The sequence below is a fragment of the Halorubrum orientale genome (assembly GCF_059623105.1).
Genome location: NZ_JBSPSR010000001.1, coordinates 283,052 through 306,735 on the forward strand (window position 1 = coordinate 283,052; position 23,684 = coordinate 306,735).

The 23,684-nt window shown below is 64.8% G+C and carries 26 protein-coding genes; 17 read left to right on the top strand and 9 right to left on the bottom strand.

Features of this window, described 5'->3' with window-relative positions:
* Window positions 1–23: 23 nt before the first annotated feature.
* Window positions 24–1,109: an NADH:flavin oxidoreductase/NADH oxidase gene (locus ACWUI7_RS01420; protein ID WP_496640373.1), complete on the bottom strand. Its 1,086-nt coding sequence runs from the start codon at window positions 1,107–1,109 to the stop codon at window positions 24–26.
* 128 nt (window positions 1,110–1,237) lie between these two features.
* Between ACWUI7_RS01420 and ACWUI7_RS01425 the strand changes: the two genes are divergently transcribed.
* Window positions 1,238–1,471, top strand: a complete 234-nt coding sequence (locus ACWUI7_RS01425) for a hypothetical protein (protein ID WP_496640374.1) — start codon at window positions 1,238–1,240, stop codon at window positions 1,469–1,471.
* A gap of 2 nt (window positions 1,472–1,473) precedes the next feature.
* On the opposite strand, the gene ACWUI7_RS01430 is transcribed toward ACWUI7_RS01425, so the two are convergent.
* Window positions 1,474–2,313, bottom strand: coding sequence for a sulfite exporter TauE/SafE family protein (locus ACWUI7_RS01430; protein ID WP_496640587.1), 840 nt, complete (start codon window positions 2,311–2,313; stop codon window positions 1,474–1,476).
* Window positions 2,314–2,419: 106 nt separating this feature from the next.
* Between ACWUI7_RS01430 and ACWUI7_RS01435 the strand changes: the two genes are divergently transcribed.
* Window positions 2,420–2,809 carry a CopG family ribbon-helix-helix protein gene (locus tag ACWUI7_RS01435; RefSeq protein ID WP_496640375.1) on the top strand — a complete coding sequence of 130 codons (390 nt, stop codon included), beginning with the start codon at window positions 2,420–2,422 and terminating at the stop codon, window positions 2,807–2,809.
* Between the two features lie 118 nt (window positions 2,810–2,927).
* Here ACWUI7_RS01435 and ACWUI7_RS01440 read toward each other — a convergent pair whose 3' ends face one another.
* Window positions 2,928–4,040, bottom strand: coding sequence for an RNA-guided endonuclease InsQ/TnpB family protein (locus ACWUI7_RS01440; RefSeq protein WP_496640376.1), 1,113 nt, complete (start codon window positions 4,038–4,040; stop codon window positions 2,928–2,930).
* Window positions 4,041–4,226: 186 nt separating this feature from the next.
* Window positions 4,227–4,775: a DNA starvation/stationary phase protection protein DpsA gene (gene dpsA, locus ACWUI7_RS01445; RefSeq protein ID WP_496640377.1), complete on the bottom strand. Its 549-nt coding sequence runs from the start codon at window positions 4,773–4,775 to the stop codon at window positions 4,227–4,229.
* A 188-nt stretch (window positions 4,776–4,963) separates the two neighbouring features.
* Here dpsA and ACWUI7_RS01450 point away from each other — a divergent pair, with 188 nt between their 5' ends.
* Window positions 4,964–6,355, top strand: coding sequence for a HEAT repeat domain-containing protein (locus tag ACWUI7_RS01450; RefSeq protein WP_496640378.1), 1,392 nt, complete (start codon window positions 4,964–4,966; stop codon window positions 6,353–6,355).
* A gap of 121 nt (window positions 6,356–6,476) precedes the next feature.
* Entirely contained in the window at window positions 6,477–8,174 is a 1,698-nt protein-coding gene (locus ACWUI7_RS01455; RefSeq protein WP_496640588.1) for a phospholipase D-like domain-containing protein, read from the top strand.
* Between the two features lie 45 nt (window positions 8,175–8,219).
* Here the strand turns inward: ACWUI7_RS01455 and han are convergent, their stop codons facing one another.
* Entirely contained in the window at window positions 8,220–10,166 is a 1,947-nt protein-coding gene (gene han / locus ACWUI7_RS01460) for a Hef-associated nuclease (RefSeq protein WP_496640379.1), read from the bottom strand.
* 191 nt (window positions 10,167–10,357) lie between these two features.
* Here han and ACWUI7_RS01465 point away from each other — a divergent pair, with 191 nt between their 5' ends.
* The 4 genes from ACWUI7_RS01465 to ACWUI7_RS01480 all read left to right on the top strand — a co-directional run bounded on the left by ACWUI7_RS01465 (window position 10,358) and on the right by ACWUI7_RS01480 (window position 13,092).
* Window positions 10,358–10,876: a Mov34/MPN/PAD-1 family protein gene (locus ACWUI7_RS01465; protein WP_496640380.1), complete on the top strand. Its 519-nt coding sequence runs from the start codon at window positions 10,358–10,360 to the stop codon at window positions 10,874–10,876.
* On the top strand, window positions 10,873–11,301 hold the full coding sequence (locus ACWUI7_RS01470; protein ID WP_496640382.1) for an FAD synthase family protein: 429 nt from the start codon (window positions 10,873–10,875) through the stop codon (window positions 11,299–11,301). The genes ACWUI7_RS01465 and ACWUI7_RS01470 overlap by 4 nt, the downstream gene beginning before the upstream one ends.
* Before the next feature lie 90 nt (window positions 11,302–11,391).
* A complete protein-coding gene (cyoE, locus tag ACWUI7_RS01475) occupies window positions 11,392–12,816 on the top strand; it encodes a heme o synthase (protein ID WP_496640383.1) in 1,425 nt (474 codons plus the stop codon).
* 39 nt (window positions 12,817–12,855) lie between these two features.
* Window positions 12,856–13,092, top strand: coding sequence for an Rdx family protein (locus tag ACWUI7_RS01480; RefSeq protein WP_496640384.1), 237 nt, complete (start codon window positions 12,856–12,858; stop codon window positions 13,090–13,092).
* 11 nt (window positions 13,093–13,103) lie between these two features.
* Here ACWUI7_RS01480 and ACWUI7_RS01485 read toward each other — a convergent pair whose 3' ends face one another.
* Window positions 13,104–15,569 carry a heavy metal translocating P-type ATPase gene (locus ACWUI7_RS01485; RefSeq protein WP_496640385.1) on the bottom strand — a complete coding sequence of 822 codons (2,466 nt, stop codon included), beginning with the start codon at window positions 15,567–15,569 and terminating at the stop codon, window positions 13,104–13,106.
* Window positions 15,570–15,661: 92 nt separating this feature from the next.
* A complete protein-coding gene (locus ACWUI7_RS01490; RefSeq protein ID WP_496640386.1) occupies window positions 15,662–15,871 on the bottom strand; it encodes a DUF8131 family protein in 210 nt (69 codons plus the stop codon).
* Window positions 15,872–15,969: 98 nt separating this feature from the next.
* Here ACWUI7_RS01490 and ACWUI7_RS01495 point away from each other — a divergent pair, with 98 nt between their 5' ends.
* The 9 genes from ACWUI7_RS01495 (at window position 15,970) to ACWUI7_RS01535 (ending at window position 21,862) form a co-directional block, all read left to right on the top strand.
* The gene (locus ACWUI7_RS01495; protein ID WP_496640387.1) at window positions 15,970–16,143 is read left to right on the top strand and encodes a hypothetical protein; all 174 of its coding nucleotides are present in this window, start codon (window positions 15,970–15,972) and stop codon (window positions 16,141–16,143) included.
* 6 nt (window positions 16,144–16,149) lie between these two features.
* Window positions 16,150–16,656 carry a cytochrome c oxidase subunit II gene (locus ACWUI7_RS01500; protein WP_496640388.1) on the top strand — a complete coding sequence of 169 codons (507 nt, stop codon included), beginning with the start codon at window positions 16,150–16,152 and terminating at the stop codon, window positions 16,654–16,656.
* Entirely contained in the window at window positions 16,653–18,470 is a 1,818-nt protein-coding gene (locus ACWUI7_RS01505) for a b(o/a)3-type cytochrome-c oxidase subunit 1 (RefSeq protein ID WP_496640389.1), read from the top strand. Before ACWUI7_RS01500 ends, ACWUI7_RS01505 begins: the two co-directional genes overlap by 4 nt.
* On the top strand, window positions 18,467–18,682 hold the full coding sequence (locus ACWUI7_RS01510; RefSeq protein WP_496640390.1) for a CbaC protein: 216 nt from the start codon (window positions 18,467–18,469) through the stop codon (window positions 18,680–18,682). The genes ACWUI7_RS01505 and ACWUI7_RS01510 overlap by 4 nt, the downstream gene beginning before the upstream one ends.
* 26 nt (window positions 18,683–18,708) lie before the next feature.
* Window positions 18,709–18,981: a DUF7542 family protein gene (locus ACWUI7_RS01515; RefSeq protein WP_496640391.1), complete on the top strand. Its 273-nt coding sequence runs from the start codon at window positions 18,709–18,711 to the stop codon at window positions 18,979–18,981.
* A 125-nt stretch (window positions 18,982–19,106) separates the two neighbouring features.
* Entirely contained in the window at window positions 19,107–20,309 is a 1,203-nt protein-coding gene (locus tag ACWUI7_RS01520; RefSeq protein WP_496640392.1) for an MBL fold metallo-hydrolase, read from the top strand.
* A gap of 126 nt (window positions 20,310–20,435) precedes the next feature.
* Window positions 20,436–20,948: a YeeE/YedE family protein gene (locus ACWUI7_RS01525; RefSeq protein WP_496640393.1), complete on the top strand. Its 513-nt coding sequence runs from the start codon at window positions 20,436–20,438 to the stop codon at window positions 20,946–20,948.
* On the top strand, window positions 20,945–21,403 hold the full coding sequence (locus tag ACWUI7_RS01530; protein ID WP_496640394.1) for a YeeE/YedE family protein: 459 nt from the start codon (window positions 20,945–20,947) through the stop codon (window positions 21,401–21,403). Before ACWUI7_RS01525 ends, ACWUI7_RS01530 begins: the two co-directional genes overlap by 4 nt.
* A 90-nt stretch (window positions 21,404–21,493) precedes the next feature.
* Window positions 21,494–21,862 (top strand): thioredoxin family protein, encoded by a 369-nt coding sequence (locus ACWUI7_RS01535; RefSeq protein WP_496640395.1) that lies wholly within the window; start codon window positions 21,494–21,496, stop codon window positions 21,860–21,862.
* A gap of 62 nt (window positions 21,863–21,924) precedes the next feature.
* On the opposite strand, the gene ACWUI7_RS01540 is transcribed toward ACWUI7_RS01535, so the two are convergent.
* Both ACWUI7_RS01540 and ACWUI7_RS01545 read right to left on the bottom strand, forming a co-directional pair.
* Window positions 21,925–22,482 (bottom strand): class I SAM-dependent methyltransferase, encoded by a 558-nt coding sequence (locus ACWUI7_RS01540; RefSeq protein ID WP_496640396.1) that lies wholly within the window; start codon window positions 22,480–22,482, stop codon window positions 21,925–21,927.
* 70 nt (window positions 22,483–22,552) lie between these two features.
* Window positions 22,553–23,671, bottom strand: a complete 1,119-nt coding sequence (locus tag ACWUI7_RS01545) for an aminotransferase class V-fold PLP-dependent enzyme (RefSeq protein WP_496640397.1) — start codon at window positions 23,669–23,671, stop codon at window positions 22,553–22,555.
* Between the last annotated feature and the right edge of the window lie 13 nt (window positions 23,672–23,684).

Genomic DNA, 23,684 nt, shown 5'->3' on the forward strand with positions numbered 1-23,684 from the left:
TGGCGTAAAAACCCGTCAGGGGATCACTCAAACCGGCCGCGACGATACTGTACGGGCCACTCGACGTCGACACCGAGCTCGTGGGCAGCCTCAAGTGGCCAGTAGGGATTTCGGAGCAGCTCGCGACCAAGTGCGACGAGGTCGGTACGACCATTACGTACCAGCGCGTCCGCATGGGCCGGTTCGGTCACCTTCCCGACGGCCGCGACCGGGATGTCGGTGGCCTCGCGGATCGCCTCGGCGTACGGCACCTGGTATCCCGGGCCGGCGTTCGGGAGCTGCTGGTCGGGGTGGATGCCGCCCCCAGAGACGTCGATCAGGTCTGTGCCGGCCTCGGCAAGCAGCGGTGCGAGTCGGACGGAGTCGTCGACGTCCCACGACTCGCGGTCGGGGAGCCAGTCCGTCGCCGAGATTCGCACGAACACCGGCTTGTCGTCGGGCCACACTGCTCGTACGGCTTCAACAACCTCACACACGATTCGAGTCCGGTTCTCAAAACTCCCGCCGTAGTCGTCGTCGCGGTCGTTCGTGACCGGTGAGAGGAACTGGTGGAGCAGGTAGCCATGTGCGGCGTGTACCTCGGCGACCTCGAAGCCCGCCTCGAGCGAGCGCATCGCGGCGTCGGTGAACGCCTCGATCACGGCGGCAATGTCTTCTTCGTCCATCCGGCTGGTTGCGGCTGTCTCCTCGCCCGGGTACGGCTCGTCGGTGGCCGAGTAGGTCTCCCAGCCGTCCTTGTGATCCGCCGGGAGCGCGTGCCCGCCTGCTGAAGGCGGAGCGTGTGATCCCTTGCGGCCGGCGTGTGCCAGTTGGATAGCCGGAACGGCACCCTGTGACTTGACGAACGAGACGATCGGTTCGAGGGCAGCAGCGTGTTCGTTCGACCAGATGCCGAGACAGTCGGGTGTGATCCGGCCGCGCGGCTCAACGGCGGTTGCTTCCGTCATCACGAGTCCGGTACCACCGACCGCGCGTGTGCCGAGGTGCACGCGGTGCCAGTCGGTCGCTATCCCCTCTTTGGCCGAATACTGACACATCGGTGAGAGCGCGATCCGATTCGGTATCGTCGTCTCCCGGAGCGTGAACGGATTGAACAGTGCGTCGGTCATCGACGAGAGGTCGGTGTCGGCGGGCTAATGCCCTCCGGTCTCCGGCACGGATCGCCGGGTATCGACTGCGTGCACCATTTTTAGGCCTACCGAAACCTATAACCCTCACCGACGCCGACCCGGTCGGTATGGAGCGTGGGAATCCGGTCGAAGACGCATCCGACGAGCCGTCCAAAGACGCATCCAACGACTCGGTTGAAGACGCGCGTGGTGAGTCGGTCACAGACGTACCTGATGAGTCGGTCGAGGATCGCCCGACTGTGGCGATGAGCTGTACGTCTCCCGATCGGACGGTGTTCACCGAAGAGGGGAACACCGACGCGTGGATCGCGACGGACCTGACCGTCGAGCTAGATCATTGACGTCAGAACACCCCGAAGATGAACCCGACGCCCATGAGGATGAGGATCGCAGCGGAGAAGGCTGGTAGATACGGTGTATACTTGGTGACGGTTTCTTTGTGATGCTGATAGCCTGCGACTAGTAGCATCGTTAGTCCGACGATGCCGACGATCACCGTACTCGCGTATACACTCATCAACTCAAGACAGTAGCTTGACCCGGCACAGAGCGCGATGATTTCGAACTCCTCCTCGTGAGCGAATCCGAGCAAGAAGGCGAACCACGCGATTCCAAACAATCCCCGCTCTGCAATCTCACTGGAGTCACCATCCGTGTGTGAGTGCCCACCGAAGAACGGCACGATCCGTCTCAGCCGAGACCCGATCTCCTCTCCGTCTTGTGCGTCCGGGTGGACGTGCACATCATCGTGGCTGTCGCCGTGGTTGGAGTGATTCGTCGACTCGTGGTCGTGACGATTGTGTGAGTGAGCGTGGTCGCCTTCGTGACTACCGTGTGAGTGGTCGTGACGGTACTCTCGGACCCCGAGACCGATTAACAGCACGCCCGCAACGACACTGACTGGGCCACCGATCTGAACCCCATTGAGGATCGTGAGTGGCTCGTTCACCTGGGTGAGACTGAAATAGGACTTCGCGTAGAAGAACACGCCCACCATCGTGAGACTGCTGACGAGGTGGCCAATACCAATGATGAGTCCCGCTATGAGTCCATAGAGCCACTTGTTCGTCTGATCCAACGCGTACGAGGCGGCGACGGGCCATCCGTGTCCAGGCTCGACTCCGTGGACGGCCCCAAGTGCGACCGCCCCAAGCAAGAGGCCGACCATGTCGCTAGGTATCATCGTCATACTCTGCACTCGACACGAATGCCGAATAACGGTTGTTAATACCTGATTGGGGGAATCATCATACTTGGGGCTCTTGTGTGTGGATCCCAAGTGCGGGTGTATGCGAACGAGTTTCAATATCCCCGACGCAGTGGTCGACGAGTTCGATCAGGTCTGGCAGGACGAAGAGTTGGATAACCGATCCCGGGCCGTCCGCGAAGCGATGCAAGAGTACATCGAGTCGCATTCTCGGCTCGAAGACCTCTGCGGGGACGTTATCGCGCTCGTCGCCTTCGACTACCGCCATCACGAGGTAATCGAGGAACTCCACGGGGTTCAACACGAGTATCAAGACGTGATCCTCAGCACGGGCCACACGCACCAAGGGGAGTGGTGTCTCGAGTCATTGTTCTGTCAGGGTTCCGGTGAACGCGTTCGGGAGTTGACCTACCGTCTTCGTGACTTCGACGGCGTGAATCGGGTGAAGGTAATGGTGATTCGAGATACCTGAGCGCGACGCTCCCGACCAGGTAGGCACGTTGCTGTCGATCGTGGAACGATAGCATGCGTACACTGCTTGACTTCCTCCCACGACTGAAGTCGTGGGATTCCTCTGTTGGGATGTCGGACTATGCCGATTCCACAGAGGCAACATTCCCCACTGTTCGGCGGGTAATCCGGTCTGTGCGCTCCTCTTTGGGACTTTCCCTCTCGGGAGAGTCTGGTGTCTCCGACCACTCGTGGTCGTCCCACTCAAGGCACACGGGCTGAGCCATCAGCCCCACGTCCGTACCAGTCTCGCGTTCAAGGAACAGCTGACTCGCCTTGAGATCAGCATGTCCCTCAAACCCACACACGCAACGGAACAGGTCACCGTTCCGCGCTGTCTCTTCACGCGCACCGCACTCTGGACACTCTTGGGTTGTCCACGACTCAGACTCCTCCACGACCTCGATGCCGTACTCCTCACAGACATACTCTAGCCGATCGATGAACCGCCGAAACGCCCAGAAGTTGTGCGTCTTCGCGTTCACCTCCGGCTTCCAATGTGTCGAGAGCACGTCTTTGAGATCACCGACATACACAGTCGACACGCCTTCCTCATACAACCGTTCGACGAGGTCACGGACCAGTGCGTCTTGTGCGTGATCGCGTCGGCCGTACTTCCCCTTGGACAGGCGGTCGACTTGCGTACTCGACTGTTGTTGGTCGTCGAGTTTCGATTGAAGTTCCGCGATCCGTTCGGTTGTTTCACGGAACTGGTCAAACGGACTCGAGCCATCGTACAGATATTGGTCGCCGGTCGTGGTGGTACACGCGACGAGGTTGTTGGCACCAACATCCAGAGCGGCCGTGTCATCGGCTAGTGGAGTTGCCCGTGTGTCGTCAGGAATCGTCACGGGCTGTGAAGCTCTGAATGTGTCATCAGTGTCGTCGTACCACAGTTCTAACCGGCTTTGGTCCTCGTAGTCAGGCCAGTTCGGCTCACCGACGATCTCAAGACGGAGGCGGGTCTTCGGGCTGTTGTGTCTGTCTCGGAGGTTTTCTCCGACGACGATCTCAAGTCGGGATCGTGTGCCCCACTCGACGCTGTATGCGTCTTTTCGGATGAGTCCTTTGAGGACACGTCCGTCATCTTTGTTCCCACGGAATCCGGGCGGGGCAGGGTGCTCCGTGACCGACTCGCTCATCCCTCGCACGCGCTCGCGAGCACGCTTTGCGGCTCGCGAGGCGCGCGCCACCGCCTCGTTGCGTGTTGCTCTACTCAGGTGTTCACCCTCGTCGGCGATTGCTCCGCTCTGTGGAGTCGTCGGCTAGTACTCACGACCGTGTCGGTCCGTCGCGCTCGGTGGTCGGTGATACCACAAGCCAGCGCTGTTGCTCGTCGGGTGAAAAAGCGTAGAATGCTGGACGCCGGGGTCGACCGATTACTCGAGCGAGGCTTGGGTGACGAGCGTGTCGTCTTCGAGGTAGTGCTCGATGTGGTGGCCGTGTTCTTCGACGTCTTCGAGGACCTCACGGAACACCTCTTCGGTGCCGTAATCGCCGAGACTCCGCGCCAGCTGGACGTGCTCGCGAAGCATCTCGGTTACCTCGCCGAACAGCTCGAGGTCGTTCTCAAGCGACGGCCGGATGTCGTACGCGTCGGCGTCCTCAGGCGTCACCGGGGCGTGCTCCTCGTAGTTTGCCCCCCCTGAGAGCGGGACCCCGCCGATCGCCTGTGCCCGCTCGGCGAGCTCGTCGGCGTTCTCTTCGAGATCCTCGGCAACCTCTCCGAGGAACTCGTGAATACCGAGGAACTCGGCCCCCTCAACGAGCCAGTGATGCTTTTTGACCTGGTGGTACAGTACGTAGGTGGCCGCGAGGTCGGTGTTCAGTGCATCGACCAACTGCTCGGCTTTCTCCTCGGGAATCCGGAGCGCCTCGCTCTCGTGGACCTCACCGTACGGCTGGCGGGCCTGCTTTTGCGTGCTCATGACATCCCAACAAAGGAGCGCCACCCACTTAGTCTTTTCCACTATGTGAACTCAGGTTTTCACAAGCGAAAATTTTGTTTTCAGATTATCGCGATTACTTGCTATCGTTACCGCCGTCATCGTCAGCGGATTCAGGCGCGACGGGAAGGGAAACGGCTTAATGCGCGACGCGCGCACCGTACGGGTATATGAGCAACGGCGACGACAAGCCGGCCGACGATGCGGTTACCGCCGACGACGCGGTGACCGACGAGCCCGACACGACTGCCCCGGCGCTCCCCGACGAGGCGACCGAGGAATCGCTAACCGAATACCTCGCGGAGATCGCGGCGGTTCTTGAGGACGCCGAGACTGAACCCGCTCTCGATGACGTCGACGCCCTCCTTGACGACGCGGCTGATGCGGTTGCGGACGCCGACCTCCCCGAACCTGACGAGGACGACGAGGACGCTGACGCTCCTCGTGACGAGCTCGAAACAGCGATCGAGTCGATTCGCACCGACGTTGAGGCGGTCCGCGGCCCCTACGCGGCCGACGTTATCGCCTCGATCGACACCGCGGTCGAAACACTCGACGACACCGAGTGGACCGCGGCCGGTCGCACCGATGCGTCGGCAGCAGTCGAGACGTTCCTCGCCGACGCGACAGCAGCACTGGACACCGACCCCGTCAACGACAAAGCGGCTACAGACGACGCGGTGATCACAGCCGACACCGAGGACGTCGAACCCGCTGATGTAGTCGCTGGGCTAACGGCTGCCCTCGACACGGCCGCCGAGGCGGTTGCGGACGCCGGGCTTGACCCGGATGACGACGCGGCGACCATCGCGGCGCTCGTCGATGCAGCAGATTCCCTCGAGACGGCGCTTGACGACGCCGAAGAGTGGGACGACCTCGAGACACACGAACAGCTCCGTGCGCAGGGCTACTACGACGTGCTCGGCCACTACAAGGACTTCCCGGTCGAGTGGGCCGCGTTGAAAGAACACGAGACCCGCGGCAACGTCGACATGATCCTCCTCGCGCTCGACGCCCTCGGCTCGGAGTTCATGGAAGATCACTGTCTCGAGTCGCTCGAGCGAATGGGCAAGCGCGGTAAGACGCCCGAGTCGGTAGAAGAGCTACTCGGACGAGCTGGAAAGCGCGACGAGACGGCGATCCGCATCCTCGGCAAGATGGCGGCCACGGAGGCCGTCGAGACGCTCGTCGAATACGTCGACGAGGACTCGAACCCGCAGCTCCAGAAGGCTACCTTCAGGGCGCTCGGTGAGATTGGCTCGACCGACGCCGTCGCCCCGCTCGCGGCGAAGCTCTTCATGGATGACGACCATGTCCGCCCATACGCGGCCCGTGCACTCGGGATGATCGGTGATGCCCGCGCCGTCGACCCGCTCGCTGAGACCCTCGCGAGGGACCCCGACGACGACGTTCGTGCCGCCGCCGGCTGGGCCCTCCGCCAGATTGGGACCCGTGACGCCCTTGAGATGGTCGCCGAATACGCCGACGAGCACTCCTTCGTCGTCCAGACCGAGGCTGAAAAGGCGCAGGCGACGCTCGACGCGGCGGCACAGACGGCCTGAGAGCTGACGCCTCGACCGCACCCGAGCGGTTTGTTCTCCTTCGCGATTCGGCCTGTGTCTCACACCGGTCCCGATCCGAGCGTTTATCTGTGAAACCGCGGCCACCACCCGTGTGCTGCACCTGGTTCGATTCCGCCCCGCGCTCAGCGCACTCTTCGTCGCCAGTCTCGTGCTCGCGACGATTGTGCCGGCTGTCGGTGCTACCGCGATAGCCGACGCGACGGCCTCCGAGCGAGCAGCTGACGAGCTCACCGACGTGTCCGACGACGGTGACGATCCAACAGCGGGCACGACCGGCCCCATCCCGCGCATCCTCGAGCTGTACCCGAACCCGGTTACACACGAGGACCGGGGCGAGTACCTGATCGTTCGGCTTCCCACGCCGGGCAACTGGTCGCTCACGGACGGCTACTTCACGACGGCGATACCGTCGACCGTCAGTGGGGTCGTTGCCATCTCCATGCACCCCGCCGACACGAGGCCCCACCTCGCGGGTCGGTCTCTCGAGGTGGTTCGACCCGATTCGTACTTCCCGCTCGCCACAACGGACGAGCGGATCGTGCTCCGCCGTGACGGTGTCGCCGTGGACGTCGTGGCGTACGATCGTGCTCGCGAGGGGTACCGGTGGCGCGCCGCGTGGAACGAGTGGCGACCAGACGGCTACGAGCCCCGCGGTCCAAAGCGCGTAGGGGGCGCCACCGTGAGGCCGTTCGTGCTCCCGGATTCGCCGCACGTCCCGGTCGAGGTGCTCACGACCGCGTCGGACCGGCTCTACCTCGCCGGGTACACCATCGAGTCCGAACGCGTCGCCGACCACCTCATCGAGGCGGCAGCCCGTGGGGTTGACGTGCGCGTCCTCGTGGAGGGAACGCCTGTTGGTGGGTTTCCCGCGTGCGGCGCCCGCGTCGCAGACCGACTTGTCGCCGCCGGAATATCCGTCCGCGTGTTCGATGGTACTCCGAGACGATTCCGCTTTCACCACGCGAAGTACGCCGTCGTCGACGACAGCGCAGTTGTGCTCACAGAGAACTGGAAACGGTCGGGCACCGGCGGGAACTCAAGCCGCGGCTGGGGCGTGGTGGTCGACGACCGACACGTCGCCGACGACCTCGCTTCATTGTTCACAAACGATACCGGAGGCGCTGACACCCTGCCGTGGACGTCCTTTCGGGCGACGACGTCTGTCCATGGTCCCGCACACCCGGCTCTCCGTGATCAGGGTGGCATCCTCACCTCCGGTCAGCCGTACCCGGCACGATTCTCGCCGCCTCCGGCGACCACCGCAGACGTCGAGCTCCTCACCGCACCCGACAACGCCGGCGACCGCATCGTCGCGCGGGTCGACGCGGCAGACGAGCGCGTCCTCGCCGTGGTCCCCCGCACCGGTGGGCCGGACGGCCGAATCGTTCGGGCGCTCCGCAGGGCAGCCAACCGGGGTGTGGACGTCCACCTGCTCCTCTCGAACGCCTGGTACGACCGCGATCGAAATCGGGCGCTCCTGGAAACGCTGTCGGACGAGCCCATCGCAGTCGCCATCGCGGAGCCACGGAGCCGGTACGAGAAGGTCCACGCTAAAGGCCTCGTGATCGACGACTCTGCGATCGTTGGGAGCCTCAACTGGAACGAGGGTGCCACGACACGAAACCGAGAGGTGCTTCTCGCAGTCGAAGACGCGGAGGTCGCCGACTTCTACGCTCGGACGTACGCAGCCGACTGGCGCGGTGGCGGCGTCCACCTTCCCGTCGGGATGCTTGCCGGGCTCTCAGTAACTCTCGGCGTCGCCGTCGTCGTCACGCGCCGGGAGGTTGCGTTCGCGTGAGTGACCGGTGTCGACCGCGCCAACGGTCGAGGCCTCGCTGGCCGCTCATCTCTCGGGGACCGCCGCCGCCGAGAGCGCCTCGTCGATCTCCGCATTCGCCATCTTCCCGATAAGCGCGTCGATAACCGCCTCTCGCCGCCCCTTCACGAACTTGATCGAGCCGACGACGAGGTGGCCGCCACCGGAGACGCCCGCCTCGGGTAGCTCCTCGTCGAGCTCTGTCACCATCGTCGGAATGTCGAGTCTGACGCCGTCCGAGCGAAGCACCGCGAAGTCTGGGCCGTACCCGATGGTGATGACCGGGTCTCCGGTCGCTTCGACTTTCGCGTCGTGGAGCTCGCCGGTCGTCTTTCCGGGCGCAGGGTAGGTGAAACGGTGTGCGTACTCGTCGACGTCGATCCGGTAGAGGTGTACACCGGAGGCGAGCTGTTCGTGTTCGACGTGCTCGTCGACCGCCTCGAGCTGCCGGTCGACGTCTCGCTCGGATCGCTCGGCGAGAAACGTGACGAGCTCCTCGTGGCGTGTGTCGTCGTCACAGCCGACGTTGAGCGCGTCGTTGACGAGTGTCTTCCCCTCGGCGTACCGGAGCCAGTGGGCGGCGTAGTCGAGTGCCTCGCCGACGTTGAGGAGGTCCTCACGGTCGTAGCCAGCGTCTGCGGCCAGCTCCTCGTACGCACCCATCACCTCGGCTCTCGACCGATCGGAGAGCCCGGCGACAGCTGGGACGTGTCTGAGCTCGTCGGTGATCGATGGATCGACGAGCCGGGCGAGCTCGACGCACATCATCCCAGTCGTGATTCGGTAGTCCTCGCCGTGGAGGTAGGGGTTAACGTGGGCGTCGAGCAGCGGTGCGACCGCATCCGGGTCAGGGTGGTGGTGATCGACTACCGCGATCGGAATGTCGTAGTGAGCGAGATTCTGGTACGCTGGCACGTCCTCTTCGGTTGAGCCGTTGTCGAGCATGAGCAACAACGGGAGCTTTCGTCCGTGTCGCGAGCGCCCCTCAAGCGCGTAGGTGAGGTCCCGCGTGACGTCTTCCATCTCGTAGTAGGGCGCCTTGCTCGGGAGGCGTTTAAAAAGGTGTCTGGCGGCGTCGGGGTCCTCGTGAACGTCGCGAACGAAGCGCTCGAGCGCCAGCTGGAGAGGAATCGCAGCGCACATCCCATCCCCGTCGGCGTGGTGTCGCACGCGGATCGGCCGGCCAGTGAGCACCGCCCGGCGGAGCCGCTCGGCGAGCGCGTGGAGGTCGTCGTGAATCGACTCGAATGCTTCCCACTCGACGAGGGGATCGATGGCTTCGGGCGCCGCCGCGTCGTCGAGTGCCGACTCGAATCGCTCACGGGCTGTCTCGGCGCGGTCACCAGCGAGCGCCGTCAGCGACTCAACCTCAAGTTGGCGTCCCCCTTCGCGGGTCTCGACGGTTCCGGTGACGTGGACCATGTCGCCGACGGATATCGACGGATACGCCCGCACGCCTGCCTCCTCGAAGGCGGCACACGAGACGACACCAGAGGCGTCGGCCACGCCGAAGACGGTCGGGCCACCCGTCTGTTTCGCCTGAACGACTTCTCCTTCGACAGTCACCTGATCGCCGGCGACGAGCCCCTGTACCCGAGAGATGGTGGGTTCGTGCGCCACGGTCTCTGTGCTGTACTCCGCTAGATCTGCCTCGCCGAACGCCACGTCCCCGTTCTCGCGCACGTCGGTCAGCTGGACGATCAACTGGTCGCCCACGGTGTACTGTCCGTCAAGATTCGACTCGTGAACCAGTCCTGAGACCCCGTCGGAGACGTCCACAAAGATGCCGTACTCAACGACTCCGTTGACGACAGCGTGGTAGAGTGCCTCGGTCTCGACGTCTTCAAGCGTGCAGTCTGGTGCGAGGTCGTAGACGACTAGGCGGTCGTCTGTCGTCCCCTCCGCACCTGCTGCGTCGGGCTCGGGACTCGAATCGTCCCGCGTGCCGGAATCCCCGGCAATGTTGTCGCTCATACACGACATTCGACAGCACTCGGTGTTAACCTTGTTATCTTCGTCGCATCCGAGTCGGGACCTCGATCATGTGGGTGCTCTGTCAGCATAGGCGACGTTGTTGTCTGACAGCTGGCTGAGCTGGTGGCCCTACGTCGTTACCGGGTCGACGGTCCGGAACCCATATGAGTCGACGGCGAGTTCCGTCTCACATGCGACTCTTCCGGTCGGACGAGCTCCTCGGGATAGCCCGGGAGACGATGGAGTTCGTCCTTGAGGCCGCCGCGGAATCCCATCCGGACGAGTACATGGGATTCCTCCGCGCCGACGACGCCGAGACGGTTGGGCTCGACCGGGCGGGGCAGGTGATCACAGACGTCCTCGTTATTCCCGGGACGGAGTCAACTCCGCGAAGCGCGTCTGTTCGGACGCACATGAAGCCGAACGATCTTCGCGCCGTCGGATCCGTCCACTCGCACCCGAATGGGGCGCTTCGTCCAAGCGATGCCGACCTCGCGACGTTCGGGCAGGGATCAGTCCATATCATTCTCGGTGCCCCGTACGGCTGGGGCGACTGGAAGGCGTTCGACGCCGGGGGCGCCCAGCGATCGCTTGAGGTACTCGATGTCGAGATGGCCGACGAGCACTTCTTCGATTTCACGCAAGCCGACATCGACCGTGAGCTCGACGAGGAAACCAACCGCGGCGGCTTTTTGTCGTGGCTCCGATGACGCGGGTCGTCGCACAGGGCACGTTCGACCTGCTTCACCCCGGGCACATCCACTATCTCGAAGACGCGGCCGAGTACGGCGACGAACTCCACGTTATCGTCGCCCGCCGCGAGAACGTCACACACAAGCCGAGTCCGATCCTCGCCGACCGCCAGCGACGCGACATGGTCGCGGCGCTCGCTGCCGTGGATCGGGCCCACCTCGGCCACCCCGATGACATCTTCGTTCCCATCGAGAAGATCGACCCGGACGTCATCGTACTCGGCTTTGACCAACACCACGACGAGTCGGCGATCGCCGCCGCGCTCGAGGCGCGAGGTCTCGAGTGTCGCGTCGAGCGCGCCTCCGCTCGGCCACCCCGCCACGACGACGAGCTTCTCTCAACCGGCGACATCATTGATCGGGTCCTCGAGCGCCGCGGGTGAGTCTTCTCCCGAACCGCCCGTGCCGTCGTCGACCGATCTCGATTCTGTGAAGCGCGGGAAATATATGATCGCACACCCAACTCACTCGCAGTGACGATTTCCGACCGCTTCCCCGTGCTCCTCGGTACGACGGCCATCGGCGTCTATCTCCTCGTCGTCGTGGGCGCGACGACGTCGCTGACAGATGCCGCAGCGGCCTGTCGTGGCTGGCCCGCGTGTGGCGGCGGGACGGCGCTTCCAGCCGACGCGAGCGGCTGGATCGCACTCGGACACCGAGTACTCGCGGCTGTCGTCGGGGTCGCGGTCCTTGCTGCCGCGGTGCTTGCGTGGCGCCAGCGCACGGACCCGCGCGTTCGTGGGTCGATCCTCCTCGCACTGCTGCTCTTTCCGGCACAGGCTGGCCTCGGAGCGCTCGTTGCACTCGGGACGGAGTCGCTATCGGTGTCGGGAGTGACGGTCTCCGTCGGGCTCGTTCACCTCGTTCTCGGACTCGCCATCTTCGGGAGCGTCCTCGCCGCGCTCACGTGGTGGCTCGAGGCCGAGACCGGCGATCCGTCCGATGCACCGTCGACGTTCGAGCCCGACCAGTCCGACCTCCCGCCAGCGACGGCAGCCCCAGAGCCGTCGATTCCAGAGGCGGCTATCCCGCGGCTTCGAGCGACCGCAGCCGCGTACTTCCGGCTGATGAAGCCACGGCTGATGTGGCTGCTCTGTCTTGTCGCCGCCGCGGGCATGGCGCTCGCTGGTGGTCCTGGCTTCACCCCGCAAACCGTTGCTGCGACCCTCGCCGGTGGCGCACTCTCTATCGGTGCCTCCGGCACGTTCAACCACGTGCTCGAGCGCGACGTGGATAAGCGGATGCAGCGGACGAGCGACCGCCCGCTGGCGACCGACCTCGTCCCGGTTCCCCGTGCGCTCGCGTTCGGCGGCCTCCTGACGGTCGTCTCGCTCGGGCTGTTCTGGAGCGTGAACCCGCTCACGGCCGTACTCGGCCTGGTAGCGATCCTGTTCTACAGCGTCGTGTACACGCTGATCTTGAAGCCGAACACGGTGCAAAACACCGTGCTCGGTGGGGCCGCCGGTGCGCTCCCTGCGATGATCGGCTGGGCAGCGGTCACCGGCGAGGTCGGCGGTGGCGGTCTGCTGCTCGCGACGGTGATCTTCCTCTGGACGCCGGCGCACTTTTACAACCTCGCGCTGGCGTATAAAGACGACTACGAGCGCGGAGGCTTCCCGATGATGCCGGTCGTCCACGGCGAGACGGCCACCCGTCGACACATCCTCTGGTACCTCGGCGCCACGTTCGTGGCCGCGGCGGTGCTCGCGCTCGTCGCCGAGCCGCTCGGCGGCCTCTACGCCCTCGTCGGCGTCGTCCTCGGCGCAGTGTTCCTCTGGGCCGTCGTTCGGCTCCACTACGAGCAGACCGAGTCGGCCGCGTTCCGGGCGTTTCACGCGTCGAACGCCTACCTCGGCCTCCTCTTGTTCGCCGTCGTCTTCGACGCACTCGTCGTCTGAGAGCGAGCGGTTGAATTGGCTGGCGACCGGACAGCCGGTATGAGTGCCGTCGAGATCGAGTACTGTGTCCCGTGTGGAATGTTGAACAGAGCACTCGACGTCTCGCGTGCGATACTCACCCAGTTCGGCGAGTCGGTGGATGCGGTCACACTCGTGACCGGCGACGACGGGATCTTCGTCGTGCGCGTCGACGGCACCGTCGTCTTCGACCTGAGTGAGGACACCTACGACGTCGACGCGATCGTTCGCGCGGTGCGACCGCATATCTCGCTGTAGGGGCCGTCTGTTCACTCTGCATCGAACACCGCCCGCGAGGAGTTGCTCACGACGAGGATACTGCTCGTTCCCATGGCGATCGCGGCGAGAAGCGGATTCAACACGCCCGTGATAGCCAGCGGGATGGCGACCGCGTTGTACGCGAACGCCCACCCGAGGTTCTCTCTGATCCGCCGGTTCGTTCCGCGCGTCACCGCGAACAGTTCGGGGATCGCGCTCAGGCGGTCTTCCAAGAGGACTGCGTCGGCGGCGTCGGCGGCGAGGTCGGTCCCGCTGGCGACGGAGACGCCGAGGTCTGCAGCCGCGAGCGCCGGCGCGTCGTTGCTCCCGTCGCCGACCATCGCGACCCGCTCGCGGCCGCCGAGTCGACGAACGGTCTCGGCTTTCGCCTCCGGCGGCACCTCGGCGAACACCTCGTCGACTGCGGGGTGCGCCTCGAATCGCCGCGCCGCGGCGCGCGAGTCGCCAGTGAGGACGACGACGCGTTTTCCGCGGTCGTCGAGATCGGACACAAGGTCGTCCCAGCCGTCACGGACCTCGTCACCGACGACGAGCACCCCCCGCACTCGATTATCCCATCCGACGTACACTGGGACGTTGCCGTCGGCTACGGCCGCCTCCCCGGCGTCGTGGAGTCGGTTGGGGAGCGTCCACGCCGCCCCGGCGAACAGCGACCGGTGCCCCACGACGACGCGCTCGTCGTCGATCGTTCCCTCGACGCCGCGGTCGGTGACGGTGACGGCCGCGGTGTCGACGCCGAAGTCGGGCGTCGCCGTGGGCGCCTCGTGGACGTGCCGGGGATCGTCTCCGGCCGGCTCGGTCCCACCATCGGCGACGGCCGTGGGACCGCCTTCGTCGACGCCCCCGGGCCGATCCTCGCCTTCGTCGCCGACGCCGGCGGCCTCGACGATCGCCTCTGCTATCGGGTGGGCGGAGGCCCGCTCGAGCGCGGCCGCCCGGCCGACAATCGACTCGGCGGTGGTCTGGTCGTCGGTCTCCGTCTCGAGCAGCCGCATCTCCCCGTCGGTGAGCGTCCCCGTCTTGTCGAGGACGACCGCGTCGACGTCGGCGGCGGACTCGAACACGGCGTCCGAGACGATCACGATTCCACGCCGGGCGGCGTCACGGATCCCGGCTGCGATGGCGAGTGGCGTCGCGAGCCCGAGCGCACACGGACACGAGACGATGAGGACGGTGAGTGCGACGAGCGCGGCCGTCGTCGGTGAGCCCCCAGTCGCGAGCGTCACCGCGCCCACCACGGTCGCAACGGTGATTACGAGCGGGACGAAGATCGTCGCGAGTCGGTCGACGAGCCGCTGGATCCCCGACCGCGAGCTCTGTATCTCCCACAGCAGCCTGACGAGCGTGTCGAGCGTACTGGTCGCGTTCTCGCCGACCGCGACGACGACGGGCGCGTCGGTGACGACGGTGCCGCCGCGAACCGCGTCGTCGGGGCGTTTCGTCGCCGGAAGCGACTCGCCGGTCACGAGCGCCTCGTCGACCGCAGCCGTCCCCTCCACGACGGTTCCGTCGAACGGGATGCGCTCGCCCGGCCGGACGAGCAGGTGGTCGCCGGGCTTGACGGCCTCGGTCGGGACGGTCTCTCCAGACGCCCGTCGCACCTCGGTCTCTGCGGCGGTGGTCAGCTCGGAGAGCATCCCGGTCGCGCGGCGTTTGATCTGTGACTCGTACTCGTTGCCGGCGGTGACGACGAGAATGACCGCGATCGTCACGTCGAAGTAGAGGTCGGTCCGGCCGAGCAGCATCGCGAGCGTACTATATGCGTACGAGCTCGTCGCCGCGAGCGAGACGAGCAGGTCCATGTTCGGCTGGCCGGCCCTGAGGCTCACGTACGCACCACGTAGTATCGGATAGCCGGTGTAAAACAGCACGATAGAGGTGAACAACCAGACGTTCGCAAAGAGGTACAGCCCGCTTACCCCCCCAAGATCTAACAGTGGCTCGTAGCCGAAGTACGTCGGGTACAAAAAGAGGACGTACCACAACATCGCCATCATCCCGAAGAAGCCACCGCCGATCAGGAAGCGGACGACCGCGACGTCGTCGCCCTCAGACTTCGGGTCGGCGCGATCACTCGCGGTGTACCCCGCCACCGAGAGCGCGTCCGGAAGCGCCTCTGCGGTCACCGTGTCGGGGTCGTACTCGACACGGATCGTGTCCGTGGCGTAGCTCGCCTCGGCTGCCTCAACGCCGGTCTGTTCACCGGCCGTCAACTCGAGGAACGACTCACACGTCGCACAGTGCATTCCGTCGACGTGGAGAAACGTGGTCTCGCCGTCGAACGACTCGTCTGTCGTCGACCCGGGTGTCTGCGCCTCGAGGTCAGCGACGTCGTCGACGTCGTCGAGCGACCGGGCGACGGTGAGACACCCACGACAGCAGTACTCGCCGTCGACGTCGGCTGCGGTGTGCGGGTCGGCTCCCGTCGGAAGATCACAGAGTGTGCAGTTAGCCATGCGTCTCCTCGGGTAGCGTCTGAAGCGGCACTCTCAGCGGCAGCGGTGGCGCCACCCGCTCCCGAGCACCGTCGTGACCCATCAGAACGTGCTCACGCGTCCTGCGGCTCGTTCGCCTCCGGCGCGCCGGGCGTGGCCGGACCGATGCTCCCGCCGGTAGCGAGACGTAAGCTCACCCAGATGAGCAGCACGTTCACCAGGGTTATCAACGCGACGTACTCGGCCCGCGTGAGGACGAACGTCACCGCCGGTATCAGCCCGCCGAGCACCAAGAGCACGGCCTGCTGCAGTGAGAAGTTCATACCGCTATAGTAGCTCCCTGCGAGCATATATCACCACCGGATTTTCAGGTTCTTAGAACGGATAGGTATTATATATCGGTATCCCTGTAACCACTCCTATGAGTCGAACGGAGACGACACAGGCGCCTATCGATGAGGCGATCGACGACGAGGAGTTCGATCCCGTCGGCACGCTCGCGCTCATCGCGGTATACTTCGCTATCCTCGTACTCGCGTGGGTGTACATCTACTACATCGAGTTCCTCGGCCGGGACCTGGTCGTGGTGGGGTGACACGCGATGCACATTCACGCCTACGAGAAGCTCTGGCTCGCGGCCGCGATTGCGCTTATCTTGTTGCTCATCGGCTCCGTCACCTACGGCGCCGTGGGCCCAGGAGTCGCGATGGTCACCGACAGCGAGAACCAGATCGACGCGGGAGGGCTGGACGAAGACGAGCGGTTCTCGGAGCCGCGCGTCGAGCAGGTCGGTGAGAACCACTACGAGGCGTACGTCGTCGCCTACCAGTTCGCGTTCGAGCCCAGTCCGATCGTCGTCCCCGAAGACAGCCGGGTGACGCTGTACGTCACCTCTCGTGACGTCGTCCACGGCTTCGAGGTCGTCGGGACGAACGCCAACACGATGGTCGTCCCCGGAGAAGTCGCACAGATCTCGTTCGACGTCGACGAGCCGGGCGAGTACGGCGTCGTCTGTAACGAGTACTGTGGGGCCGCTCACCACACGATGGAGGGGAAACTTCACGTCGTCTCCCAGTCGGAGTTCGAGAACCGAGGTGAGGACGCGTGAGTGAGGCGTTGAGTGCTGAACAGACGTTCGCCGACAAGTTCCCCAACGAGGCGAAGGTCGTCCGTGCAGCGTTCCTCGGGTCGTTCTTTGCGCTCTTTTTGGGCGCCGTCTTCGGAATCATCCAGACGCTCCACCGAACCGGGATCTTCCGCGGATTCATCGCATCGACCGACTACTACACCGTCCTCACCGCCCACGGGGTATTCATGGTGCTCAGCTTCACTATCTTTTTTCTCGTCGGGTTGTTCACCTGGGCGGTAACTCGTAGTCTCGACCGGCCGCTCGTGAACATCAAGATCACGTGGACGTGGTACGGGCTCATGGCTGCCGGCATGACGATGGCCGGCTTTTCGATCCTCGCCGGGTTCACCAATGCGATTCCGGTGAGTGCTGACGTGCTCTATACGTTTTACGCCCCGCTGCAGGCGCACCCGCTCTACTACGCCGGACTTACCGTCTTCATCGTCGGCACGTGGCTCGCCGGCGCAGACTGGTTCCGCACGTACCTCGCGTGGAAGCGCGACAACCGCGGTGAGCGAATCCCGCTGCAGACGTTCATGGTGTTGACCACGATGATCATGTGGTACATCGCCACGACGGCGATCGCCGCGTCGATCCTGCTGTTCTTGCTCCCGTGGTCGCTCGGCCTAATCCCGTCGGTGAATCCGACACTCACCCGAACGCTGTTCTGGTTCTTCGGCCACCCAGTCGTCTACTTCTGGTTGATGCCTGCGTACTTGCTTTGGTACACGGTGCTCCCGTCCATCGCCGGCGGCCGGCTGTTCAGTGACCCGCTTGCGCGTGTCGTGTTTGTCCTCTTCGTGTTACTGTCGACCCCGGTCGGTATCCACCACCAGTACCTCGATCCCGGCATCGCGGAGGGGTTCAAGTTCATCTCGATGACCAACACGATGTTTCTGCTCCTGCCGAGCCTGCTCACGGCGTTCACGGTCGTGGCGAGCGTCGAGTACGGTGCCCGCCGCCGCGGCGGCACCGGCCTGTTCGGCTGGCTTCGCGCGTTGCCGTGGCGTGACCCCGCGTTCACCGGCATGATGCTCGCCGGGCTGATGTTCGCCGCCGGCGGGTTCTCTGGGATGGTGAACGCCGGGATGAACATCAACTACATGATCCACAACACCCTGTGGGTCCCGGGCCACTTCCACCTCACCGTGGGAACCGCGGTCGGGCTCACGTTCATGGCCGCCACCTACTGGCTCTGGCCGCAGATCACGAACAAGCCGATCTACAGCCTCCAGATCGGGCTCTTCCAGGTCGTGCTCTGGTTCATCGGGATGGCGCTGATGTCGAACGCGATGCACGCACAGGGGATGCTCGGCGTCCCGCGCCGAACCGCAGAGCCGGAGTACTCGGGCTTCGACTACCCAACCGCGTTCGGTGGCTTCGAGGAGCTCAACCTCCAGATCGCGATCGGCGGGACGTTGTTGTTCCTCTCAACGGTGTTGTTCCTCGGAAATATCGTGCTCACCATGGGGAACCCGAAGGTCTCTGGCATCGCCGAGTCGATCCGCCCCGCGCTCTCGGGACCGACCGACGCGCCGCAGGTGCTCGATAACCTTCGGGTATGGGTGAGCATCGCGCTCGTCCTCGTCGTGCTCGCGTACGCGCTGCCGCTCGCGGCGATAATCAGTGACGGTGGCCTCCTCGGTCCAGGTGTCGGCACCTACCCGGTCTGGCTCGATGGAACCGTTCACGCGCTCACCGAGACGGCGACGACAGCAGGCTGGATGCTCGTCGACTCACTGACCGTCCTCGGCGCACACGTCGCCGACACACTCTCTGGGGTGGCGCCGTGAACCTCAACGTCAGCCGCGGTGGCCTCCTCGTCGGCCTCGCGGTGTTCGGGGTAATCGTATACGAACTCCGAACTGTCGTCGGATTCATCGGTATTGATCTCCCGATCGTGCCGTATTTGACCGGTGTGTTCGTGCTCGCCGGCGTCGCGATCTGGCTGCTCGTCGTCAACGGCGGGTGGCAGACCGAACCGGGCTCGAAGAAGTCGAGTTAACCCCCCAGTACACGGCAGCCGTTTTCATGACAGACACCCAAATCACTGTGACCTGTACCGATTGTTCGTTCGAGACGACGTTCAGCCGGCTCTCGGCTGCCCGTGCCGCGCTCGCGGATCATGAGCGCGCGACTGGCCACACTGCCGACTGGACGATCGACTCGCTCTCGCCGGGCATCGAGCGGGCGGGCGAGGATGCCGGCGTATGCGGGATTCCGGGATCGAGTGCGGCCGACTCACCTCTCGTTCAGTCCGGTAGTCAAGCGTCCGGTGACTCCCATTCAACGGATACCGAGTGATTGTCTCATCGGAGTGTGTCACTCGTGGTCGTTCCCGTGTCTTTCACGCCCTGGAACCGATTCTCGCACTTTCGAAACATTCCTATGAGAAACGTTAAGATGGTCGCTCTGGTACCGCGGGATGTATGGGTGGAAACGAGATGCAGTTCCCCGAGCCGGCGGTCGAGGTCCCGCCGGTCGACCCCGAGACTGTCAAGCAGCGTCTCGACGAGACCGACCGGGTAGTCCTCCTCGACGTTCGCATGCCAGAGGCGTACCAGCGGTGGCACATCGAGGGCAATGCTGTCGAGTCGATTCATGCGCCGTACGACCGGTTTACCGGTGACACGATCGAGAAGGCAGTGCTCGATCGGATTCCGGCCGACGAACACGTCACCGTCGTCTGTGCAAAGGGGCTTGCGAGCGAGTTTGTCGCCGGCGAACTCGCCGCCCGCGGGTACGACGTCGACCACATGGCCGAGGGAATGGCCGGGTGGTCCCGGCTGTACGAGGCCCACGAGGTGACCGGCTACGACGGACCAGGTACCCTCACACAGTATCAGCGTCCCTCCAGCGGCTGTCTCGCGTACCTGCTCGTCGATGATGATGAGGCTGTGGTCATCGACCCGCTTCGGGCGTTCACCGACCGGTACCTCGCCGATGCGGCTGATCGCGGCGCCGAGCTTCGATACGCCTTCGACACACACATTCATGCCGACCACATCTCGGGACTGCGCGAACTCGCCGCTGTCGGTGTCGAAGCAGTCCTCCCACAGCGAGCGGCCGACCGCGGCGTGACGTACGCCGACGCGGTGACGCTGGCTGCTGACGGCGACACCTTTGGTATCGGTGATGCGACGATCGAGGCAGTAGCGACGCCCGGCCACACCACCGGGATGACCTCGTATCTGCTCGGTGGGTCGTTCCTCGCGACCGGCGACGGCCTGTTCATCGAGAGCGTCGCCCGTCCCGACCTCGAGTCGGGAGACGCGGGTGCACCGGCTGCTGCACATACGCTGTACGACTCCCTACAGGACCGCGTGCTGACGTTCGACGACGATGTCCTCGTCGGCGGTGCACACGCCAGCGCGGCGGCTGAACCGGCACCAGATGGCACGTTCACCGCGCCGAGCGGCGAGCTGCGTGAGCGCATGGACACGCTGTCGCTCGACCGAGAAGCCTTCGTCGAGCGCATCCTCGAGAACATGCCGCCGCAGCCGGCCAACTACGAGACGATCATTGCGACGAATCTCGGCACATACACGGCCGACGACGAGGAGGCGTTTACCCTCGAGCTCGGCCCGAACAACTGCGCGGCGAGCACCGATGCACTCACGAGCAGCAACTGAGACCATAGAGGACACACCGGTTGTAATGTACCCGACGTGTGTCTGTTCAGCGGGTGCAGCGGTCCCGATCTCGGCGGACGCAGATTCCGGGGTCCTATCGCTGGGCGACGCCACGGAGGCGCGGTCGTGATCGCGTCTATCGTCGGAGGTGGCCTCCTTGAGGCGGCCTTCCCGAATGGTATCGCGCGATACGCGCTCGGTGGCGTGCTCGTCGGATTCGGTGTCGTGGCCATCTACCTCGGGACGGGGATCACCGCCGGCGCGAGCACGTTTCTCGAATCGACGCTGTCGTACGTCTCGGGACAGTCCCGCTTCGCGACGTACCGCGCCTCGCGCGACTGGCGAGTCGTGTTCACGGTCGGGATCGTCCTCGGGGCGGCCGTGTACGCGGTTGGCTTTCAGGGTCAGTCGCGGTCGCTCGCGGGAAGCGGCTGGACGACGGCGGTGGCGCCGTGGCGGCTGTTCGTCGGCGGAGTGCTCGTCGGTGTCGGCACCCGACTTGGAAAAGGATGTACCTCCGGGCACGGGATCTGTGGTGTCGGGTCAGTCTCGCGTACCTCTCTCGTCGGCGTCGCAACCTTCCTCGTCGTTGCGATTGTGACCGCGAACGTCGTCGCCGCGCTCGGGGTGGTGCCGTGAGTCGTCATCCGGCGTTTCTGCCGCTCGTGTTGGTCGGCGGGCTGTTCTTCGGCTTTGGGCTCGGGCTCAGCAATATGGCACGGCCGGAGGTCGTGCTTGACTTCCTGACGTTCGAAGACTTCGGCCTGTTGTTCGTGATGTTCGGCGGTTCACTCGTCGCCGGTCTCACCTTTTGGGTCGTCCCGCGGTTCCGCGAGACGGCCCCACTGACGGGACGTCCGTACGGCCGACGACTGAAATCGTTCGACCGGACCGTCCTCGTCGGCGGCGCGATTTTCGGCGTCGGGTGGGGGCTCTCCGGCGTCTGCCCCGGTGCGGCGTACGCCAGCCTCGGCGTTGGCAACTGGCCCATCCTCTACGCTATCGGCGGGATGTTCGTGGGTGCGTACGCCCACGGCGTGTGGCGGAGCCGCGACTCGACCGCGACGTCTGTGACCGCACCAGCCGACGACTGATCGTCTCTTTGTCGATCTGTTATGACCCCGCCAGACGACAGGTACCGCCCAGACGAGTGTTTTTGTCGCGTCGCACCCGATTCTTCAGTCATGGATCACTCGACTGCATCAGACGATTCCTCCACGCCGGACCGCCCGATCGCACTCGCAGATGAGTCGGCACTCGACGCGTTCGTTTCCGATCACCGAGTCGCACTCGTCGAGTTCTACACCGAAGGGTGTGGGATCTGTGCGAGTATGGAACCGGTTCTCGGCGGTGTCGCCCGAACGCCTGACTTCGCGGTCGGCACGGTGAATCCACGCGACGACCCCCCGTTGGTCGAGCGATTCGACGTTCGGAGCGTCCCGCTTTTCGTTTGTTTCGTCGACGGCGAGCCGGTTGCCCGGCGCGCGGACGGGTTCATCTCAGGCGACGAGCTCGCCGAGTGGGTCGCGTCGAAGAGCGGTCGAAGCCAGTAGCGATCACGATCGTCGCTGACCGGCCTACGGCGCCCGAGCGGATGCGGTCGTCGCCGGCCGGCCTATGGCGCCCGAGCAACGATGACAAACGTTTCGGTTCGATTCCGCGCCTGCCGGACGGAAAACCCCGCGTTCGTCACCATCTCGACCGCCTCGTCGAGACGATACCGCTCTGCACACGGCGGTCCGGCATCGCCGTCACCGTCACCAGACCAATCGAAGATTGCGAGTCGACCGCCCGATGCGAGTACACGCGCGAGCTCTGTGACCGCGTCTGCGTCGCCAAATTCGTGGAACGTCGCCGTCGAGTAGGCGGCGTCGAGTTCCCCCACATCGAAGGGCAGATCACCGACGTCGCCTTCGACCAACTTGACGTTCTCCGGAAGTCCCTTGTCGCGGTATATTTCGTGCATCTCGGGCTGCACGTCGACGCCGTAGACTCGCCCGGCGTGTGGCGCCATATCGTCCGTGTAGAACCCCGTCCCGCTTCCGAGGTCGGCGACGACTGCGTCGGCGGTCGGGTCGACCGCGTCGATCAGCTCCTCACGAGATATCCAGGCGTACCGCGCCTCGTCTTCGAGCTGGCGCGCACGGTCGGCGTCGAACGTGTGAAATCCCATACGGCTGTCTTGTGCCGCCCGCGCAAAAATCGGTCGATGTCGCTGCCGGCGGTCGACTACTGACGCCTCGTTACGGCTCCTCGCGGAGCGCGTCTGCGGCGGCATCGATCTCTCGTTCGGTCGAAACCGCATGGATCGACACCCGGACACCATCTGGGTGTGGAAGGTCGCGGATCACGATCCCACGCTCGCCGAGCCGCTTGACGGTCGCCGCCGGGTCGGCGACGTCAACCGTGACGAGCCCAGACCCGAACGCTATCGGGCTGAGGAGTCGCTCCTCGCCGACTCGGCGCTTGAATCGGTCGGTAAGTGTCCCGATCCGGTCCTGGACGGCATCGACGCCGACCGACTCGATCGCGTCGATCCCTTCGAGTAACCCCACGTGTGCCGCGGGCGTCGTCGTTCCGACCTCGAATCGCGTCGCGCCGGCGGCGTACTCGATCGCGTCACCGTCTGCGGACGCCACGCCGCGGTACCCCACCGATCCGGGCGTCAGTGACTCAGCAGTCGCCCGCTTCACGTACAGGAACCCGGCACCCCACGGGCCGAGCAGCCACTTGTGCCCGGCAGCCGCAACCGCGTCGGCGCCCCACTCGTGGACGTCCACGGGCATCTGTCCGGGCGATTGGACGGCGTCGACGAGGGTGAACGCCCCGGCATCGTTCGCGATCTCGACGAGCTCACGGACCGGTAGCCGCGTCCCGTGTGTCCACGTTATCGCGCTGAAACAGACGAGACGAGCGTCAGTGACCGCCTCGGCGAACGCGTCGCGGTCCAGTCGGCCGTCGGTCGTCTCGACGACGCGAACGTCGACGCCGACCGTCTCTTCGAGCTGCTGCCACGGAAGCGTCCCAGCCGGGTGCTCGAGGTCGGTCCGCACGACGACGTCGCCCGGCTCCCAGTCGATCGCCGCGGCGATCCGTGCGATGCCGTCGGTCGTGCTCTCGGTGAGCGCGATTTCTTCGGGGTCGGCACCGAGCAGCGCAGCGACGCGCTCACGGACGGTCTCGTACGTCTCGTAGGCCCGCTCGTACGGGTCTGTCTCGGCGACGCCGTACTCGTGGGACTCGAGGAACGACGCCGCCTCGTCGACCACGTACTCCGGACTCGGACCGTGTGCGCCGTAGTTGAGGTACGCCGTCTCGTCGGTCAGTGCGGGAATGTCTGCCCGGAGCTCGCGGGGCGTCACGCGACCACCTCGT

What these genes read in the sequence shown, in the direction of transcription:
- ACWUI7_RS01485 (WP_496640385.1), bottom strand. Translation starts at nt 15,569, where the DNA reads ATGGCTAACTGCACACTCTGTGATCTTCCGACGGGAGCCGACCCGCAC.
- ACWUI7_RS01430 (WP_496640587.1), bottom strand. Translation starts at nt 2,313, where the DNA reads ATGATACCTAGCGACATGGTCGGCCTCTTGCTTGGGGCGGTCGCACTT.
- ACWUI7_RS01425 (WP_496640374.1), top strand. Translation starts at nt 1,238, where the DNA reads ATGGAGCGTGGGAATCCGGTCGAAGACGCATCCGACGAGCCGTCCAAA.
- ACWUI7_RS01465 (WP_496640380.1), top strand. Translation starts at nt 10,358, where the DNA reads ATGCGACTCTTCCGGTCGGACGAGCTCCTCGGGATAGCCCGGGAGACG.
- ACWUI7_RS01500 (WP_496640388.1), top strand. Translation starts at nt 16,150, where the DNA reads ATGCACATTCACGCCTACGAGAAGCTCTGGCTCGCGGCCGCGATTGCG.
- ACWUI7_RS01535 (WP_496640395.1), top strand. Translation starts at nt 21,494, where the DNA reads ATGGATCACTCGACTGCATCAGACGATTCCTCCACGCCGGACCGCCCG.
- ACWUI7_RS01450 (WP_496640378.1), top strand. Translation starts at nt 4,964, where the DNA reads ATGAGCAACGGCGACGACAAGCCGGCCGACGATGCGGTTACCGCCGAC.
- ACWUI7_RS01495 (WP_496640387.1), top strand. Translation starts at nt 15,970, where the DNA reads ATGAGTCGAACGGAGACGACACAGGCGCCTATCGATGAGGCGATCGAC.
- ACWUI7_RS01420 (WP_496640373.1), bottom strand. Translation starts at nt 1,109, where the DNA reads ATGACCGACGCACTGTTCAATCCGTTCACGCTCCGGGAGACGACGATA.
- ACWUI7_RS01540 (WP_496640396.1), bottom strand. Translation starts at nt 22,482, where the DNA reads ATGGGATTTCACACGTTCGACGCCGACCGTGCGCGCCAGCTCGAAGAC.
- ACWUI7_RS01470 (WP_496640382.1), top strand. Translation starts at nt 10,873, where the DNA reads ATGACGCGGGTCGTCGCACAGGGCACGTTCGACCTGCTTCACCCCGGG.
- ACWUI7_RS01435 (WP_496640375.1), top strand. Translation starts at nt 2,420, where the DNA reads ATGCGAACGAGTTTCAATATCCCCGACGCAGTGGTCGACGAGTTCGAT.
- ACWUI7_RS01490 (WP_496640386.1), bottom strand. Translation starts at nt 15,871, where the DNA reads ATGAACTTCTCACTGCAGCAGGCCGTGCTCTTGGTGCTCGGCGGGCTG.
- ACWUI7_RS01520 (WP_496640392.1), top strand. Translation starts at nt 19,107, where the DNA reads ATGGGTGGAAACGAGATGCAGTTCCCCGAGCCGGCGGTCGAGGTCCCG.
- ACWUI7_RS01480 (WP_496640384.1), top strand. Translation starts at nt 12,856, where the DNA reads ATGAGTGCCGTCGAGATCGAGTACTGTGTCCCGTGTGGAATGTTGAAC.
- ACWUI7_RS01515 (WP_496640391.1), top strand. Translation starts at nt 18,709, where the DNA reads ATGACAGACACCCAAATCACTGTGACCTGTACCGATTGTTCGTTCGAG.
- han (WP_496640379.1), bottom strand. Translation starts at nt 10,166, where the DNA reads ATGAGCGACAACATTGCCGGGGATTCCGGCACGCGGGACGATTCGAGT.
- dpsA (WP_496640377.1), bottom strand. Translation starts at nt 4,775, where the DNA reads ATGAGCACGCAAAAGCAGGCCCGCCAGCCGTACGGTGAGGTCCACGAG.